The 17,906-nt window shown below is 37.8% G+C and carries 17 protein-coding genes; 12 read left to right on the forward strand and 5 right to left on the reverse strand.

Annotated elements, in window-relative coordinates; all coding sequences use genetic code 11:
• Positions 1–41: 41 nt before the first annotated feature.
• Together OZP13_RS16585 and OZP13_RS16590 are read right to left on the reverse strand one after the other, a co-directional pair.
• The gene (locus OZP13_RS16585) at positions 42–716 is read right to left on the reverse strand and encodes a hypothetical protein (protein ID WP_281297902.1); all 675 of its coding nucleotides are present in this window, start codon (positions 714–716) and stop codon (positions 42–44) included.
• A gap of 298 nt (positions 717–1,014) precedes the next feature.
• Positions 1,015–2,154 (reverse strand): ATP-binding protein, encoded by a 1,140-nt coding sequence (locus OZP13_RS16590; RefSeq protein WP_281297903.1) that lies wholly within the window; start codon positions 2,152–2,154, stop codon positions 1,015–1,017.
• 115 nt (positions 2,155–2,269) lie between these two features.
• Here OZP13_RS16590 and OZP13_RS16595 point away from each other — a divergent pair, with 115 nt between their 5' ends.
• Complete coding sequence (locus OZP13_RS16595; RefSeq protein WP_281297904.1) at positions 2,270–3,088, forward strand: DUF4382 domain-containing protein; 819 nt, start codon at positions 2,270–2,272, stop codon at positions 3,086–3,088.
• Positions 3,089–3,168: 80 nt separating this feature from the next.
• Here OZP13_RS16595 and OZP13_RS16600 read toward each other — a convergent pair whose 3' ends face one another.
• Positions 3,169–3,930 carry an SDR family NAD(P)-dependent oxidoreductase gene (locus tag OZP13_RS16600; RefSeq protein WP_281297905.1) on the reverse strand — a complete coding sequence of 254 codons (762 nt, stop codon included), beginning with the start codon at positions 3,928–3,930 and terminating at the stop codon, positions 3,169–3,171.
• Between the two features lie 325 nt (positions 3,931–4,255).
• Here OZP13_RS16600 and OZP13_RS16605 point away from each other — a divergent pair, with 325 nt between their 5' ends.
• The 8 genes from OZP13_RS16605 to OZP13_RS16640 all read left to right on the forward strand — a co-directional run bounded on the left by OZP13_RS16605 (position 4,256) and on the right by OZP13_RS16640 (position 13,424).
• On the forward strand, positions 4,256–5,260 hold the full coding sequence (locus tag OZP13_RS16605; RefSeq protein ID WP_281297906.1) for an AAA family ATPase: 1,005 nt from the start codon (positions 4,256–4,258) through the stop codon (positions 5,258–5,260).
• A gap of 69 nt (positions 5,261–5,329) precedes the next feature.
• Entirely contained in the window at positions 5,330–6,193 is an 864-nt protein-coding gene (locus tag OZP13_RS16610) for a DUF58 domain-containing protein (RefSeq protein WP_133276945.1), read from the forward strand.
• A 50-nt stretch (positions 6,194–6,243) separates the two neighbouring features.
• Entirely contained in the window at positions 6,244–7,878 is a 1,635-nt protein-coding gene (locus tag OZP13_RS16615) for a BatD family protein (RefSeq protein ID WP_281297907.1), read from the forward strand.
• Positions 7,878–8,879, forward strand: coding sequence for a vWA domain-containing protein (locus OZP13_RS16620; RefSeq protein WP_281297908.1), 1,002 nt, complete (start codon positions 7,878–7,880; stop codon positions 8,877–8,879). Before OZP13_RS16615 ends, OZP13_RS16620 begins: the two co-directional genes overlap by 1 nt.
• Before the next feature lie 78 nt (positions 8,880–8,957).
• Entirely contained in the window at positions 8,958–9,992 is a 1,035-nt protein-coding gene (locus OZP13_RS16625; RefSeq protein ID WP_281297909.1) for a VWA domain-containing protein, read from the forward strand.
• Positions 9,992–10,759 carry a tetratricopeptide repeat protein gene (locus OZP13_RS16630; protein WP_281297910.1) on the forward strand — a complete coding sequence of 256 codons (768 nt, stop codon included), beginning with the start codon at positions 9,992–9,994 and terminating at the stop codon, positions 10,757–10,759. Before OZP13_RS16625 ends, OZP13_RS16630 begins: the two co-directional genes overlap by 1 nt.
• 78 nt (positions 10,760–10,837) lie before the next feature.
• Positions 10,838–12,592, forward strand: a complete 1,755-nt coding sequence (locus OZP13_RS16635) for a BatD family protein (protein ID WP_281297911.1) — start codon at positions 10,838–10,840, stop codon at positions 12,590–12,592.
• Positions 12,593–12,680: 88 nt separating this feature from the next.
• Positions 12,681–13,424, forward strand: a complete 744-nt coding sequence (locus OZP13_RS16640) for a tetratricopeptide repeat protein (RefSeq protein ID WP_281297912.1) — start codon at positions 12,681–12,683, stop codon at positions 13,422–13,424.
• Positions 13,425–14,064: 640 nt separating this feature from the next.
• Here OZP13_RS16640 and OZP13_RS16645 read toward each other — a convergent pair.
• Positions 14,065–14,568, reverse strand: coding sequence for a CvpA family protein (locus OZP13_RS16645; protein WP_269241258.1), 504 nt, complete (start codon positions 14,566–14,568; stop codon positions 14,065–14,067).
• A 120-nt stretch (positions 14,569–14,688) separates the two neighbouring features.
• Between OZP13_RS16645 and OZP13_RS16650 the strand changes: the two genes are divergently transcribed.
• The 3 genes from OZP13_RS16650 to OZP13_RS16660 all read left to right on the forward strand — a co-directional run bounded on the left by OZP13_RS16650 (position 14,689) and on the right by OZP13_RS16660 (position 16,665).
• Positions 14,689–15,045, forward strand: coding sequence for a hypothetical protein (locus tag OZP13_RS16650; RefSeq protein WP_269241259.1), 357 nt, complete (start codon positions 14,689–14,691; stop codon positions 15,043–15,045).
• Between the two features lie 111 nt (positions 15,046–15,156).
• The gene (locus tag OZP13_RS16655; RefSeq protein ID WP_281297913.1) at positions 15,157–16,176 is read left to right on the forward strand and encodes a phenylalanine--tRNA ligase subunit alpha; all 1,020 of its coding nucleotides are present in this window, start codon (positions 15,157–15,159) and stop codon (positions 16,174–16,176) included.
• 81 nt (positions 16,177–16,257) lie between these two features.
• On the forward strand, positions 16,258–16,665 hold the full coding sequence (locus OZP13_RS16660; protein ID WP_269241261.1) for a hypothetical protein: 408 nt from the start codon (positions 16,258–16,260) through the stop codon (positions 16,663–16,665).
• Between the two features lie 76 nt (positions 16,666–16,741).
• Here the strand turns inward: OZP13_RS16660 and OZP13_RS16665 are convergent, their stop codons facing one another.
• Positions 16,742–17,737, reverse strand: coding sequence for an NAD(P)H-dependent glycerol-3-phosphate dehydrogenase (locus OZP13_RS16665; protein ID WP_281297914.1), 996 nt, complete (start codon positions 17,735–17,737; stop codon positions 16,742–16,744).
• Positions 17,738–17,906: the final 169 nt, after the last annotated feature.

Genomic DNA, 17,906 nt, shown 5'->3' on the forward strand with positions numbered 1-17,906 from the left:
AATTGCCCAAATCCGTAGTAGAAAATTTTTAGCAGTTGTATTTATTTCGCTTTAACCTTACTCTTAAAAACTAATTTATGACTTTCTAGTTTTACTTTTGTTATATAATTTATAGAAGGACTCCACAAATTATCATCAGATCCGAAACAAGATGAATTCCCAATTAAGTATCCGCTCTCTATTTTTTTGGGCAAGAAAGTTCCTTCGCAATCGGCTAAATCTCTAGAACTAGTAACATTTGTAAATATTAATTTATCATTTTCATTTAAGAAAACAAAGATTTCGTTATCCCAATTAGCGTTACCACCCCCTTCTATATGTACAGTGACAACTAAATCTTGGGACATGTCATTGTTTAAATCCCCGTATATAATTGGATTTAAGGCGAAAAAATCCTTGCAACTATCATTTTTTGCTATATATATCATATCGTGAAAAAAATCATTATCATAATCAGTGCCATCATAGCGATATGATAATTCATAAGTAGAATCGGTATTTTGCTCATTAAATTCTCCTTTTCCCCCATACTTATTATGGTAATGTTTTTTGATTTTACTTATAATATTCTCGTCAAATTGCGGATTTACATGTGTTTTTGTAGTTCTTAAGGTGTCAACATTTGATGTTTCAATATCTTGTTTTCCCCCCGTATTTCTACAAGAAGTAAATAAAAAGACTGATAATAAAATCAAAATAGTTTTCAAAATTTTCATAGTTTTGGTTAATAATGGTACTACTTAAGTAAGTCGAAAGTTTAAATGTCGTAAAGTCAAAAGGAGCAATATTGCAAATAGTATTTAAAATCAATCTGTTGCGTCATTTTGTCTAATTTTAAAATACGACATTATACAATGGTTGTTACTTACTTGTATATTATCTCAACAAACCTTCAGATTTACACTCAAAAAAAGGCAGATTGGCGAAGTTTTGTTGCGCTATATGGGCATTCAAATATATAAATAAAGTTTTATAAATTCAAAAGAACTTTCTGCCTTATTAAATCAAAACTCTTTACTGCACATCATATTTCATTTTCCTCAAAATCCGCAATGCTTCTTTAAATGACAAATATACAGAAGTGAAAGGTTTCAAAAGCGGTTTAGCATCAATCAATTTTTGCTTGGCATCATCAAATCCGTTGAGGTAACAAATCATGAAAGTGGAGGGCAGGTTCTCCAAATCTTTCAGTTCTCGCTCGTTTAGTCTAAGGCCTTTTTGGAGTTTGTTGAGCAAAGAAATGTTGGAATTATAAATATGGAACAACATTTTCTTGTTGAATTCCGGCGGTTGAAAAAGCATTTCCCGGTCAATTTTATAATAGCCATTGTCGTGAAAATGCAGGGTTTGTTTCTCCAAGGGATAATAGCTCGTTTTGTCGTTCAAACCCAAGGGAACATATTCCATAATGGTGAAAGAATCCTCGTCAAAAGTAATCGTGACCACGTCTTGGGCAGAATAAAACAGCTTGATTTGCTCGTTGATGAGCTCAATGTCAACACGCGACAAGAAGGTCGTGTCTCGATGTTTTTTGGGAACGCCAGCCCAGCAAATAACGAACAATTCCTTGAAAACCTTGTATTTGGGCGCCATGTCCTTGTGGCGAAAATTCATGAAATCAATCACGCCGTCCAGCGTGTATCCAATGCTGTTTCGGGAATTGTTTTCAATGCCGATGACGGTTTCCGTGTTTTGATAATTTTTCTCGACTTCTTCTTCAACGGGAACCGTATTGCTGCCACGTCGAATGAAAACAGTGTTGGCAGGAATCGTGTGGATTCCCTTCTTGAAATGCGAGGTCTTGCTTTTTGCTTTGATGGTCACCAATCCAATCACTTTGTCCTTGGGCAAATTAGGAAAAGGCACGTTTTCATATTGAATTTTGGGTGGATTTTCGAGATAGGCATTGACCAAATTCTGGATGCGACTGTCATCAAAAAAGTCGTCGCCCACAATTTCGTTGTCGTGATCTTCGACGCCCACAACAATATAGGAATTATTGGCCGGATTCGAATTGGACAACGCACAAATGTGTTTCAAAAATTTGGCTTTTCCTTCGCGGGTATGCAAATTCAACTGGCGTTTTTTGTCGTAAAAACTGCTCTCGTCATTATGCGCAAGTAGATTTTTAATTAAAAGACGCTTGTTGATCATTGGCTAAACTTGAATCAATTGATGTTAAAGATGTTAAAAAAAATACTATTTCAGGGATTACTTGCGTTTTGCCGTGATAGCGTATTAGTATTAATTTTTTAATTCCCCCAAAACTATGAAAAATATTAAAATTTATGTGTTAAGTTTTCTTGTAATTACATTCATGAGCCTGTTTTTTGCAGCGTGTAATGATGATGGCAGCGATTCTTCGCAAACTGCGGTAATGAAGGTTAGATTGACGGATGCTCCCGGCGACTACAAAGAAGTAAATATCGACGTGAGGGACATCATGATCAAGGACAATTCCGATTCAGGCGACCAAGGATGGGTGAGCATTGGCAATCTTCCGGCCGAAGGCAAAATTTATGATTTGCTGACATTGACCGGAGGTGTGAGTGCTTTATTGGCAGACGAAGTGGTTCCTTCAGAATATTTGGGACAGATTCGATTGTTGCTTGGCGATAGAAACACGGTGGTGCTGAAAGACGGTACATCGCATCCCTTGAAGACTCCAAGTGCCCAACAATCGGGGTTGAAATTAAATGTCAACCAAACATTGACGGCAGGCGCCACTTATGATTTCTTGCTGGATTTTGACGTGGCCCACTCCATTGTTGTCCAAGCGGGAGCTTCCGGAAATTATAATTTACATCCGGTTGTCAAAGTTTCAACATCGGCAACATCGGGCGTCATAAAAGGTTCTGTTGCCAATATAGCCGTTGCAAAACAAGTATTGGCATCAGTTGTTGTGGGAACCGAAACGGTTTCGGCCTACGCCAATGCAGAAGGCGTATTCCAATTGAATGGAATTCCTTCAGGAACTTACATCCTGACATTGACTCCAGATCCCACTTCGGGATTGTTGGTAAAAACCGTTGCAGACGTGGTTGTTGTAAATGGACAAATCACGAATATAGGCAGTATTTCGATGTAGAAAAAAAGGAATTCAATAAAAAAAGCAGTCAAATTTTGGCTGCTTTTTTTGTGTTTTTTATCTATTTTTTTGTGTTTGGATCAGGAAACGGTATCTCGGTTTACAATGGTGGCAGAAGCTTGGGCAGAAGCCATCACGACCAAATCGGAAATGTTTACATGATACGGTCTGGAAACCACAAAATGAATGATATCCGCAATGTCTTCCGGTTGCAGGGGTGTGAATCCTTTGTAAACATTGGCTGCTTTGTCTTTGTCTCCCTTGAAACGGACTTCACTAAATTCGGTTTGCACCAATCCGGGATGAATCGCTCCAACCCTGATTCCGTAAGGATTCAAGTCCATTTTCATGCTTTTGTTCAAGGCATCGACGGCGTGTTTTGTGGCACAATACACATTTCCGTTAGGATACACTTCTTTTCCGGCGGTGGAACCAATGTTGATGATGTGACCCGATTTTCGTTCGATCATTTGCGGAATGACGGCTTTCGAAACATACAAAAGTCCTTTTACGTTGATGTCAATCATGGCGTCCCAATCGTCTAAATTTCCGTTTTGAATGGGGTCTAATCCATGGGCGTTTCCGGCATTGTTTATCAAAAGATCAATTTTGGAAAAAGCTTCCGGCAAGGAATTTATTTTTTCGAAAACCGCCTTTTTATCCCTTACGTCAAAAACCAAAGTATGGATTTCGGTAAATTCGGAAAGTTCTTTTTCGAGCAATGCCAATCGGTCTTCCCGTCGGCCGCAAAGGATAATTTTGTAATTGTTTTTCGCCAATATTCGAGCCGTTGCCAGGCCAATTCCGCTGGTTGCTCCAGTTACCAAGGCTGTTTTATTCATAGTTCATTTTTTTATTTTGAAAAGGGTAAGATACACTTTTTGTCTAGTTATTTGGCCGAAATTACTAATTCATTATACCTGCAATAATTTTAGATGGAGCGTTTTGTCCAGCAGTCCAATTTTATTTATTAATCTTCAAGAATCTTCCATTTCGACCCCTATTTTTTCAAAACATTAAAATTATGAAAATACTATCACAAAACATCCTTAAAATTGGGGAGTTGTGAGAAGTTTTAACCATTTTTTAACATCCTACTTCTAAAAAAAAATTCAATTTGCACCATCAAAAATAAGGAACACAATTTACAGTAATTAAAACAAGGAAATGGAAGAAAATACAACGACTTTGGACATTAGGGCAATCAATGAAAAGATAGAAAGAGAAAGTGCTTTTATCGATTTGCTTACCATGGAAATGAATAAAGTGATCGTGGGTCAAAAACATATGATCGAGCGATTGTTAATCGGGCTTTTGGGACAAGGACACATCCTGTTGGAAGGAGTTCCCGGATTAGCAAAAACCCTTGCCATTAATACTTTGTCACAAGCCGTTCATGGGTCGTTTAGCCGAATCCAGTTTACTCCGGATTTATTGCCTGCCGATGTCGTTGGAACCATGATTTACAATATCAAGGCCAATGAATTTTCCATAAAAAAAGGCCCTATTTTTGCCAATTTCGTTCTTGCCGACGAGATTAACCGTGCTCCCGCCAAAGTGCAATCGGCATTATTGGAAGCGATGCAGGAAAAACAAGTCACCATTGGCGACACCACTTTCAAACTGGACAGGCCGTTTTTAGTTTTGGCTACCCAAAACCCAATCGAGCAAGAAGGAACCTATCCTTTGCCGGAAGCGCAAGTCGATCGTTTCATGTTGAAAACCGTGATTGATTATCCAAAAATGGAAGACGAGAGAATGGTCGTTCGTCAAAACCTGAAAGGAAGTTACGAAAAAGTAAATCAAGTGGTTTCCGTAGAACAAATTTTGCGTGCGCAAGAAGCCGTTCGCGAGGTTTACATGGATGAAAAAATCGAAAAATATATTCTGGACATCATCTTCGCCACCCGTTATCCGGAAAAATATAAATTGGCCGACTTGAAACCATTAATCAGTTTTGGATCTTCTCCACGTGGAAGCATCAATTTGGCCAATGCGGCAAAATGTTACGCTTTCATCAAACGTCGTGGCTATGTAATTCCAGAAGATGTTCGCGCCGTGGTGCACGATGTGTTGCGTCACAGAATTGGAATCACTTATGAAGCCGAAGCCGAAAACATCACTTCAGTTGACATCATCAACAAAATCGTAAACGAGATTGAAGTACCCTAAATAAGTTGGCAGTGTTCAGTATTCAGTTTACAGAGCTGACCACTGACCACTAATAACTGACCACTAACTATGGAGACGAAAGACCTCTTAAAAAAAGTACGAAAAATAGAAATCAAAACCCGAAGATTGAGCGATCACATCTTTTCGGGAGAATACCATACATCGTTCAAAGGGCGAGGAATGACTTTCAGCGAAGTGCGTCCATACCAATATGGCGACGATATTCGTGCCATTGACTGGAACGTGACGGCTCGTTACAACGAAGCCCACGTCAAGGTTTTCGAGGAAGAACGCGAATTGACGATGATGCTGATGGTGGATATTTCGGGTTCGGAAAGTTTTGGTTCCAAAAATCAATTCAAAAAGGACATCGTTACCGAGATTGCTGCTACAATGGCATTTTCGGCCACAAACAACAACGACAAGATTGGCTTGATTTTGTTTTCAGACCAAATCGAATTGTATATTCCGCCGAAAAAAGGGCGTTCACACGTGTTGAGAATTATTCGAGAATTGATAGAATTCGAACCGAAAAGCCACAAAACGGATATTGCACAAGCCTTGAAATTCTTGTCGAGCACACAAAAAAAGAAAGCTATCGTGTTTGTAATTTCTGATTTTATTTCCGAAGATTATGAGCATACATTGAAAATAGCTTCTAAAAAACACGATATTACAGGCATTCGAGTGTATGACATTCGAGAAGAAAAAATGCCGAATCTAGGAATGGTTTCCATGTTGGATGCCGAAACCGGCGAAACACAATTGATTAACACGGGTTCAAAATCGGTGCGAATAAATTATGAAAAATACTATCAAGAGAAACTGAAATATTTCAAGGAAACTTTTAGCAAATCGGGTGCGGGAGTTGTAAATACAAGAGTTGACGAAAGTTATGTAACCAAATTATTAGGCTATTTTAAATCCCGTTAAACTAAACCCGTCAGGTTTTAAAAACCTGACGGGTTTAAGATTAAAAACAAATGAAAATTAAACTTTATTTTTTATTACTGTTGCTTTCCGCCACTGTTTTTGCGCAACAAAAACAAGTGCTAACCAGTATTGATACTACCAAAAACAAGATTGGAGCAGAGTTCAAGCTAACGTTGAAAACCAATGTTGATACTTTGTCGAAAGTTGTTTTTCCTAATGCAAGAAACTTTGGTGCTCTCGAAGTAATCCAGTCATATCCCATTGACACCATCAGGAGAAATGACCGTTACGAATTAATCAAAAAATACGGTTTGACCCAATTCGATTCTGGAAGATACACGATTCCGAGCGTGAAGATTTTGATTAACAAAAAAGAATATTTGTCGGATTCAATCAAAGTTGAGGTGGCCAATGTGCAAGTCGATACCTTGAAACAAAAAATGTACGACATCAAGGATATTGCTTCTGCCGATGATTCCATTGGCGATTGGTGGAAATATCTTTTAGGCTTGATGTTGCTTGCGGGTCTTGGAGCTTTTATTTATTGGTACTTCAAAAAACGCCAAAAAGAGAAAATCGAAGAAGAAATTTATAAAACTCCGATAGAGAAAGCGACCAATTTGCTCAATAATCTGGAAAAGAAAGAGCTTTGGCAACACGGCGAAGTGAAAGCATATTACAGCGAATTGACTGATATAGTCAGGAATTACATCGAAGAAGCCATCGAAATTCCAGCAATGGAAAGCACAACTACCGAATTGATTGAAGGACTGAAAGTGGCTTCCCAGAAAAAGAAAATGAAGCTTTCAAAAGATACTTTTGATAATTTGCTGGGAGTTTTGAAACAAGCCGATTTGGTGAAATTTGCCAAATCAAAACCATTGGATTTCGAAATTACTGAAGACCGCAAGAAAATTGAAAGAGCCATAGTTACGTTGGATAAAGCCATTCCGGTAATAGTGGAAACCCAAGACGAAATGTTGCTCAACGAAATGCAACGCCAGGAACAACTGAAAAGAGAATTAGAAAAACAAAAAAAGAAACGTATTGTCACGGCAGTGGTTTCTGTATTGTTATTGCTTTTTGCCGTAACCACATTTTTTGTGGCCGCCAAAGGTCTCGATTATGTCGTGGACAATGTTTTTGGTCATCCATCCAAAGAATTACTGGAAGGCGAATGGGTAAAGAGTGAATATGGAAGTCCAATTATGAGAATCAACACTCCGAAAGTTCTGGTGAGAACAGATTTAAAGAAGATACTTCCAAAAAACGGAATGGCATTGATCAAAGACATGCAATCTTTTACTTATGGAAGCTTTAATGATAATTTTTACATTATGGTTTCGACTTTGCAATACAAACAAGAAACGAAAGTTGATTTGGCAAAATCATTGGAATCAGCATTGCAGTCATTGGAAGCCCAAGGCGCACAAAACATGATTGTCAAGCAAGAAGATTTTGAGACCAATGAAGGTGGAATTAAAGGAATCAAGGGCTACGGAACTTTCTCGAAAATTGATGGAGATAGTCAAAGCAGTACCAAATTTTACTATGAAACATTGATTTTTAGTCAAGATGGCGGATTGCAGCAAATCATCATCGTTCACGAAGAAGGCGATAAATACGCCAACGAAATTTCGGAAAAAATATTGAGCTCTGTCGAACTTCAAAACGCACAACAATAATGGGAAAATTATCTTTTTTAAACCCAGAGTTTTTTTGGTTGTTTCTTTTGATTCCAATGGCGGCAGCTTGGTTGTATTGGAAAAAAAACGAGCAAACGGCAACTTTGAAGATGAGTTCAACACAAGGATTCAAGGGGTCGAATAGTTTGGCTGCAAGATTAAAACCCGTTTTGAACGTGTTGCGATTATTGGCGTTAAGCTCCTTGATTATTGCAATGGCAAGACCAAGAACAGTGGACATCAGCAATCAAACGAAGACTACCAGAGGAATTGATATTGTTATGGCAATGGACGCTTCGGGAAGTATGCTCGCCAAGGATTTGAGACCAAATAGGATGGAAGCCCTCAAAGATGTCGCTGCCGATTTCGTCGAAGAAAGACCAAACGACAGAATTGGACTCGTGGTTTATGCTTCCGAAGCTTATACAAAAACGCCAGTGACGAGCGACAAAGCCGTCGTGCTTGAAGCCATAAAAGGCATAAAATACGACCAAGTTTTGCAAGACGGAACAGGAATAGGAATGGGATTGGCGACAGCCGTAAATAGATTAAAAGACAGCAAAGCCAAAAGCAAAGTGGTTATTCTATTGACCGATGGCGTGAATAACGCCGGTTTTATCGAACCCGAAACGGCCGCCGATATTGCCAAACAATACGGAATAAAAGTTTACACGATTGCAATTGGAACCAACGGAATGGCGGAATCGCCTTATGCACTTTCGCCTAGCGGACAGATTTTATTCCAGATGATGAAAGTGGAAATTGACGAACAATTGTTGCGAAACATAGCCAGAAAAACCGACGGAAAATATTTCAGGGCAACCAGCAACAGCAAATTGGCCGAGATTTATGCCTCCATCAACAAACTGGAAACCACCGAAATCGAAGAATTGAAATTCTATGATTACGACGAAAAATTTAGGCCTTTCGTGTGGATTGCAGGATTCCTGATTTTGTTGGAAGTAGGATTGCGAAACACGGTTTATAGAAGTTTTATATAATGAAAGTCGCAGTCTCAGTTTTCAGTCGCAGTTGTGCACTGGAAACTGAGACTGAAAACTGCGACAAAAAAAAATAACATGGAATTAGACGAGTCAAAATATTTATACCTTCTTTTTATAGTACCCGTTTTGGTGCTGCTTTTTCTATACAATCAATATTGGAAAAGAAAAAAACAACGCGAATTTGGAGACTTGGATTTGGTTAAAAAACTAAGCCCTGAAAAATCTGTTTTTAAACCCATTTTGAAATTGGTTGTACTGCTTTTGGCATTGGTTGGAATTATTTTAGGATTGGTAAATCCAAAAATTGGAACCAAGATGGAAACCGTGAAAAGAGAAGGAATCGACATCGTTTTTGCGATGGACGTTTCCAAAAGTATGCTCGCCGAAGACGTGGCACCAAGCCGATTGGAAAAAAGCAAGCAAATCGTTTCGCAAATCATCAATCAATTGGGCAGCGACAGAATAGGAATCGTGGCCTATGCAGGAAGTGCCTTTCCCGTGTTGCCAATAACGACCGATTATAGCGTGGCCAAAATGTTTTTGCAAAGCATAAACACCGATATTGTTTCTTCCCAAGGAACTTCATTGGACGAAGCCATCAAATTGTCGGCGACCTATTTTGACGAAAAAAGCAAAACCAGCAAATTATTAATCATGATTTCCGATGGTGAAGATCATTCCGAAGGAGCAGAAGGAGCGGCTGAAGAAGCCAATAAACTGGGAATGAAAATTATCACCATTGGTGTTGGAACCGAAAAAGGAAGCGCAATTCCTTTGAGAGTAAACGGCGTTGTCGAAAGTTTTAAAAGAGACGCCAATAACCAAGTCGTAATCACGAAATTAAACAAAGAGGGATTGACAACAATTGCCAAAGCCACAAAAGGCGGGTATGTTGACGGAAACAATACAAAGGCAGTTTTGGATTACGTGAAAAATGCACTCGATAATATTCAGAAAACCGAATTCGAATCGACACAAATGGCCGATTTTCAATCGCAATTTCAGTGGTTCTTGGGTTTTGCTTTTGCCTTATTGTTTTTGGACGTTTTCTTATTGGAAAGAAAAACAAAATGGGTCGAAAAGTTGAATTTATTTAACGAAAAAAAATAATGAAAAATTTTATTTTATATATGCTATTAATGCTTTCTTTTGCAGCGTCGGCGCAGGAGAAGGACAAAACATTGCCAAAAGCCAACGAAGAATATTCCGAAAAGAAGTTCGCTGAGGCGGAAGCCAATTACAGGATTTCGAATTCCAAGTTTTCAAAAAGAACGGCCCCGCCTTATAATTTGGGGAATGCCATTTATAGACAAAATCAAATTGCGGAAGCAAAATTTGCCTATGCAAAAGCGTTGAAAATTACAAAGTCGAGACCTCAAATGCATAAAGTATATCACAATTTGGGTAATGTTTTCATGAAGGAAAAAAATTATTCCGCTGCCGTTGAAGCCTATAAAAATGCGTTGCGCAACAATCCTTCGGACGAAGAAACCCGTTATAATTATGCATTGGCGAAGCAAAAACTAAAAGAAAATCCACCCAAAGGTGACGATAAAAAAGATAAGAACAAAGACGACAAGAAAAAGGACGACAAAGACAAGAAAGACGATAAAAAAGACGGAAAAGACAAAGATAAGGACAAGAAAGACGGAGACAAGAAGAAAGACGACCAGGGTAAGCCAAAACCGGACGACAAAGGGAAAAACGACAATAAACCCGGCGAACAAGGACAACCCAAACCAATGCCGGGTGGAATTTCGAAACAACGATTGGAAAATCTTTTGGATGCCGTAAACAATGAAGAAAAGAAGATTCAAGACAAGGTGAATGCCCAAAAAGCAAAAGGAAAACCAGTACAAACAGAAAAGGATTGGTAGCAATAATTTGAAATAATAACATTAAATAACCCAGTTTCGACTCCCTCTCCTTTGGAGAGGGTTGGGGTGAGGAAGACAATGAAAAAATTTATAGTAGCGATAGTTTTAACAGCTTGCAACTCCCTTTTGGCTCAAGTGCAATTTGAGGCTAAAGTGAGCAAAACCACGCTTGGACTCAACGAAAGACTTCGCATCGATTTTGTAATGAACATGGATGGTGACAACTTTAACCAGCCGTCTTTTGAAGGGTTTAGGGTTATTGCAGGGCCAAGCCAGCAAGTGAGCCAGTCATGGGTAAACGGGAAAAGTTCTTTCGAAAAAGTCTATTCGTATTATCTTTTGCCAAACCAAAAAGGGAACTTAATTATCAAGCAAGCCACCATTGAATACAACGGTCAAATTTATAAAACATCGCCAATAAGAATCAATGTGACCAATGCCGTGCAAGAGGCGAGAGACCCGAACGACACCCAAATTTCTGCCGACGACAACCTCTATTTGGTTGCCGACATTTCGAAAACAAATCCCTACATCAACGAACCGATTACCGTGGTTTACAAATTGTATTTCAGTTATAACATTGGAATCACGAATTGGAGGGAATTGGACAAACCAAAATACAATGATTTCTGGAGTCAGAACATTGACATCAAACAATTGGTTGGAGAAGAAGGAATGTTTAAAGGCGAAAAATACCGTTTTGTAGTGTTGAGAAAAACGGTTTTGTATCCGCAAAAATCAGGCAAATTGGTTATCGAGCCCCTGTCATTGGATATCGATGTGCAATTGCCTACCAATCGCAGGGACATGTTTGGAAGGGTGTTGGTTACCAATGGCAATAAAAGGGTTTCGGCCGGAGCCAAAACTATTTCAGTAAAAGCACTTCCCGAGGTAGGAAAACCAGCCGATTTTTCGGGTGCCGTGGGTAAATTTGATTTTAGGGTAACACCTTCAAAAACCAATTTAAAAAATGGTGAAAGCCTGGAATTATTGGTTAGCGTGACCGGAAGCGGAAACATGAAATTGTTTAATTTACCAAAACCCGTAGTTCCCAATTCATTGGAAATGTATGATCCTGTCCATGACGAAAAAGTAAATACTTCTTTGTCGGGTATGTCTGGGAAAATATCGGACAAGTACACCATTATTCCACAATTTAAAGGGAATTATCCAATCAAACCAATGCAGTTTTCGTATTTTGATTTGGGGTCGGGAAAATACAAAACGATAACTTCCCCGGAAATAATAATCAATGTTTTGGATGGTCCTTCGGCCAATGACCAAGTGGCGGCCACGACACCCGGCGTTGCCAAAAACACCATTTCCAGCAGCGAACAATTCAAATATATCAAGCTGAAAGGCAATCTTTTTTCAATGAAAAAAGATGATTTCTTGGGGTCGAATTTGTTTTATGGTTTGTTGTTTTTGCCGTTTTTAATCCTGCCGTTGATTGTGTTGTTCAAAAAGAAAAAAGACGCCATCGACAGTGATGTTTTTGGAAACAGGATAAAAATGAACAACCGATTGGCCAAAAAATATTTATCGGAAGCCAAAAAACAAATCAACAACAAAGAAGCTTTTTATGTGGCTTTGGAAAAAGCGATGCACAATTTCTTGAAAGCCAAATTGCATATAGAAACATCGGATATGAGCAAAAGCAACATCCAGCAGTTGTTGGCATCAAAAAATGCAAATGCCCAAACCATAATTGATTTCATCAACCTGACGGAAAATTGTGAATTGGCAAGGTTTGCTCAATCATCAAGTGCTGATATTCAAAAGGATTTTGATAAAGCGGTAATGATAATTTCGGATTTGGAAAAACAGATATAATTCGCCACAAAGACACTAAGCCACAAAGAATGCCAATGGAAAATAAAAACCTTTGCGACTTGGCGTCTTTGCGGCAAAAACATAAATAATGAAAAAGATAATTTTTATACTGCTACTCACAACCCAGTTTTTCTTTGCCCAAGACGGCTTTGAAAGGGGAAATGACTTTTACCGAAAAGGAAAATACGAGCAAGCAATCAAGGAATACGAAAGTGTTTTGGAAAGCCAGCAACATTCGGCGGAGTTATATTTCAATCTCGGAAATTGCTATTATAAATTGAATAAAGTAGCTCCAGCCATTTACAATTACGAAAAAGCATTGGTACTCAATCCAAACGATGCTGAAATAACAAATAACCTGAAATTTGCGCACAAGATGCAAATCGACGAGATAAAAGACATTCCTGCGGTTGGATTTTCAAAGATGGTTCACGACTTTACTTCAATCTTTCACTACAACACTTGGGCCTGGATTTCGGTTGGATTGTCAACGCTGTTTTTAGTGTTTTTTATAGGGTATTATTTTTCCCAAATCACCTTGTCCAAAAGAATATTTTTCTTCGGAATGTTTGCCTTGATTTTTCTGCTTTTGATTAGTGTATCAGTTGCAATTTCAGAGAAAAATGATTTCGAAAATGAAAAACCGGCCATCGTTTTTGCCGAAATGGTTTTGGTAAAAAGCGAACCACAAAAAGCCGGCAATACCGTTTTTACACTGCACGAAGGAACCAAAGTTTTTGTCTTGGAATCCTTGGAAAATTGGAGAAAAATTCAATTGACCGACGGAACTGAAGGATGGATCGAGAAAACTGCGATTAAGGAAGTGAAGTAGTTTATAGTTTTAGTTGCAATTCAGTATCTCTTCAAACTATTTTGTGCTATATATAAAAAACGAAAATGAATCAATATCAATTTATTGCATCTATTATTTCTTCTCTATTCGTAATGTTTTCATTGTGGGGAAGATTTGATGATAGTGATAGGTTTTACAATAAGTTACTTAAAAAGGAAAATATAATTATTTCAATTCTGTTATCAATTTTGTTTTTTTTAATTGGAACCTGCTTAGATTTTTACATTTTGGGAATTACTGTGCAAACAAGTGTGTATTATATTCCTTTTACATTTATTATTTTTCTTCAAATTATTAACCAATTATGTGAATTAATCAATAAACGAAAATTCTATGCAATAGCTACAAAGTTAGATATGTCAATACATAAGAGTGATTTTATTGATTTATTCTTTACTTTATTATTGATATTTTTATCTTTTATTGTTCCGATAATTAGTGCAAATTACATTCTTAATCATAGATTTTTTTTTGACTAACATACTTTACGCTATACTGAGTTTTAGGTTTAATCTAAAGTTGCTTTTGGCATCTTCAAAATCAGTGAAAAACCGAAAGTTTAGACTTTTTAATCCGTAACAGTAATAAAGTTTTGAAAGACAAGGAGACTAAATACTGACTACTTCTTTTTTAAACCATCATACCATTTTTCAACCGAAGGATAAATAAATCCCGCCGTTTTTTGGATGGGACGATAAAATGTCGATTTGTCCAAGGTTTCTTTTTTGGCAAACGTATTGTTGAAATTTATTTTTTCAAAAAGGTTTAGAAAGATACTCACAATCAAGATTGTTTTCAAAACGCGAAAGAAACCTCCGCCAAGTTTATTTATCCAACCTAGTTGTGCAAAATCGGCTATTCCAGTCAGGAATTTTGCCAATAATGATATTCCAATCACAATCAAAAGAAAGGTCAATATAAAGGCAGTTATCTGGATTGTTTTCGGGTTCCAATGCACAAAACCGGAAATGATTTCGGCCATCAATATCGAAAATTTTACCGCAAAATAAATGCCCAACAGCAAGGAAATTAGCGAAGCCACTTCCACAAAAAGGCCATTTCTAATGCCTTTGTACAAACCATAAACAAGCAAACCGCCCAAAACAATATCTAAAAAACCCATAGTAAAAAGAGAAAAGAATAAAGAGCAAAGATAAAAGAATTATGTTGGTATCTTTGCCCAAATAATTTTGGAGTTAAGATTTAAAAAATCTGCAATCTAAAATCTGCAATCTAAAAACAAATGTCAAGAGATATACAACTTAAAGAACGCTGGGAACAGCTGGTCAACATACTTTCCAACCAATTTTCGCAAGGTGAAGACCTTGACTTGGATGCCATAATTTATTTGATTGGCGTTCAAGAACTGGGAAAAGTCCATAGAACTTACGAAAAAGACGAAAAACTCAACCTGATGCACATCGCCATTTGTCGATTATTGGAGCCTTATGGGTTTTATGAATTCGAATTTTTCGACGAAGACGGTTGGCCACATTACAAGGTAAAAGAGGAATTGCCGCCACTAAAAGCTGGGGAACAATCGGTTTTGATGAAAGAAGCCATCGTGAATTATTTTATCGAAAAAGAACTTATCGATTAGTATTCAGTGTTCAGTTGCAGTAATCAGTCAAGAATTTTAGAAAAACTTCCAACTTCTAACTTCTAACTTCCAACTTTTACTTAAATTTGCACTCTCAATTATTGGATGAAAATGATAGACAAGATAAAAGAATATATTGGCGAAGCACAGGCTTTTTCAACACAAAACAAGGAAGAACTAGAAGCATTTAGAATCAAATTTCTGGGAAGCAAAGGGCTTTTGAAAGAGTTTTTTGCAGAATTCAAGAACGTGCCAAACGACCAAAAAAAGGAATTTGGACAAGTAATCAATTTGCTGAAATCTTCAGCAGAAGAAAAAGTAAAATCCATTCAGGAATCTTTGGAAAGCAAAGAGGAATCTAAAGGATTTTATGGTGATTTGACTCGCTCGGCCGAACCGGTAATCATTGGTTCTCGTCATCCAATATCTTTGGTAAAAAACCAAATTATCGACATCTTTTCCAACGTTGGTTTCAATGTTTCCGAAGGACCGGAAATTGAAGACGATTGGCATAATTTCACCGCATTGAACTTGCCAGAATACCATCCGGCACGAGATATGCAAGATACTTTTTTCATCCAAACTAATCCCGATATTTTGTTGCGTACCCACACTTCATCTGTTCAAGTGCGTTATATGGAAAACAACAAACCGCCTATCAGAACGATTTCTCCGGGAAGAGTTTTCCGTAACGAAGCCGTTTCATCGCGTTCACACTGTATTTTCCACCAAGTGGAAGGATTGTACATTGACAAGGATGTTTCCTTTGCCGATTTGAAGCAAACGCTTTTATATTTCACCAAAGAAATGTTCGGAAAATCGAAAATTCGTCTTCGTCCTTCTTATTTTCCTTTCACGGAACCAAGCGCCGAAATTGACATTTACTGGGGTTTAAAAACCGAAACCGATTATAGAATTACCAAAGGAACCGGTTGGTTGGAAATTGGCGGTTGCGGAATGGTCGATCCAAATGTTTTGAAAAATTGTAACATCAATCCGGAAGAATACACTGGTTTTGCCTTTGGAATGGGAATCGAAAGAATCGCGATGTTGTTGTATCAAATTGGCGATATTCGAATGTTCTACGAAAATGACGTTCGTTTCTTGGAGCAATTCAAAGCAAGTATTTAAAAAGATAAAAGATGATAGACGAATAGACAAGAGATTTTTTATTAGTCTATCATTTATCCGTCTATCAATCCATTATCTCAAATGAAAAAAGACATCATCATCCCCGAAGTTGAAAACGTTTTCCTCGCCGCAGTCCAGGAATGGAGCGACGATTTTATGGAAAAAGTCTGGTACATCTATCTAGTAAACGACAGCGATTTCAATCTCGACAGCGTAATGGTTGTTTCCAAAGCTTTTGGAACCATTGATGGCGAAATGAAGAAAACATCGCTTTTGCGTCACGCTTTTATGGAAGTGCCGGCGGTTACTTTCGTAAAAGTCGAAATGGTCGAAAAAAGTGTTTTGGTACTCAACAACGAGTTTATGGTTACTTTCTTTATCGGTAACACGCTATACGACCGAAAATTCATTTTCAAGGCCAATTCCATCACGCCGGATTATGTGGAAGAAGTGCCTCTTTTGTTTGTAGATGGAGTTATTGTGAGGTAGATTTGAAGAATATAGAAATAAAAAAGGGCTGCTTTTTCAACGGAAAAAGCAGCCCTTTTGGTTTTATGATTTAGGCTTAATCCAACTTCTCCGTCAGTTTTTCAAAAACCTTTTTAGCTGATTTACCTTCGTATAAAACGCTGTAAACGGCATCTATTATTGGAGTGCTCGCCTTGTATTCTTGGTTGAGATTGTAAGCACTTTTGGCGGCATAATAGCCTTCTGCAACCATACTCATTTCCATTTGGGCTGATTTTACCGTGTATCCTTTTCCAATCATGTTTCCGAACATCCTGTTTCTGGAAAAAATAGAATAACCCGTTACCAATAAATCTCCCAAATAGGCCGAATCATTGATGTTTCGCTTCATTTTGTGCACTTTCTTGATGAATTTTTTCATCTCTCGAATGCCGTTGCTCATCAACACCGATTGAAAATTGTCGCCATAGCCCAATCCGTGGGCGATTCCAGCTGCAATGGCATAAATATTCTTGAGCATTGCGGCATATTCGGTGCCAATAATATCGTCTGAAATTTTGGTTTTGATGTAATTACTGGACAAACATTTGGCCACTATTTTGGCTTTTCCGGCATCGCCACAAGCAATGGTTAAATAGGACAAACGTTCCAAGGCTACTTCTTCGGCGTGGCAAGGACCGGTAATTACGCCAATATTTTCGAAAGGGATGTTGTAGGTTTTGTTAAAATGTTCGCCAACAATCAAACTCGTTTCGGGAACGATTCCTTTGATGGCCGAGAAAATGACTTTGCCTTCCAAACTTTCGGTTAATTTTTCCAGTTCTCCATTCAAGAAAGCCGAAGGAATGGCAAAAATGATGTAATCGGCATAAGCCACCGCTTCATTAATGTCGCTGGTAAGTTTTAGTTTTTTTATGTCAAATTCAACGGAACTCAGATAATTGGGATTGTGATGGTGGAGTTTTATGTGTTCAATGGCATCTTCATTTCGCATATACCAAGCAATTTCTTTCAGATTCACACATAGCATTTTGGCAATCGCTGTTGCCCAACTTCCGCCTCCAATTACTGCAAATTTTAGATTTTTGGTCATTTTTTTATTACTTTTCAAAATCAAAAGTACTTAAAAATATACTAATAAAGCAATAAATAAGTGTCCAAAATGGATTTTGAAATCACCAAAAAAAGGAGATTAAAAAAAAATTAAAAAACTATTTGTTTTAACGCAATATATATTTGGTTTTATCGTTGTAACATACTGA

This window comes from Flavobacterium limnophilum (assembly GCF_027111315.2).
Taxonomy (GTDB): Bacteria; Bacteroidota; Bacteroidia; order Flavobacteriales; family Flavobacteriaceae; genus Flavobacterium; species Flavobacterium limnophilum.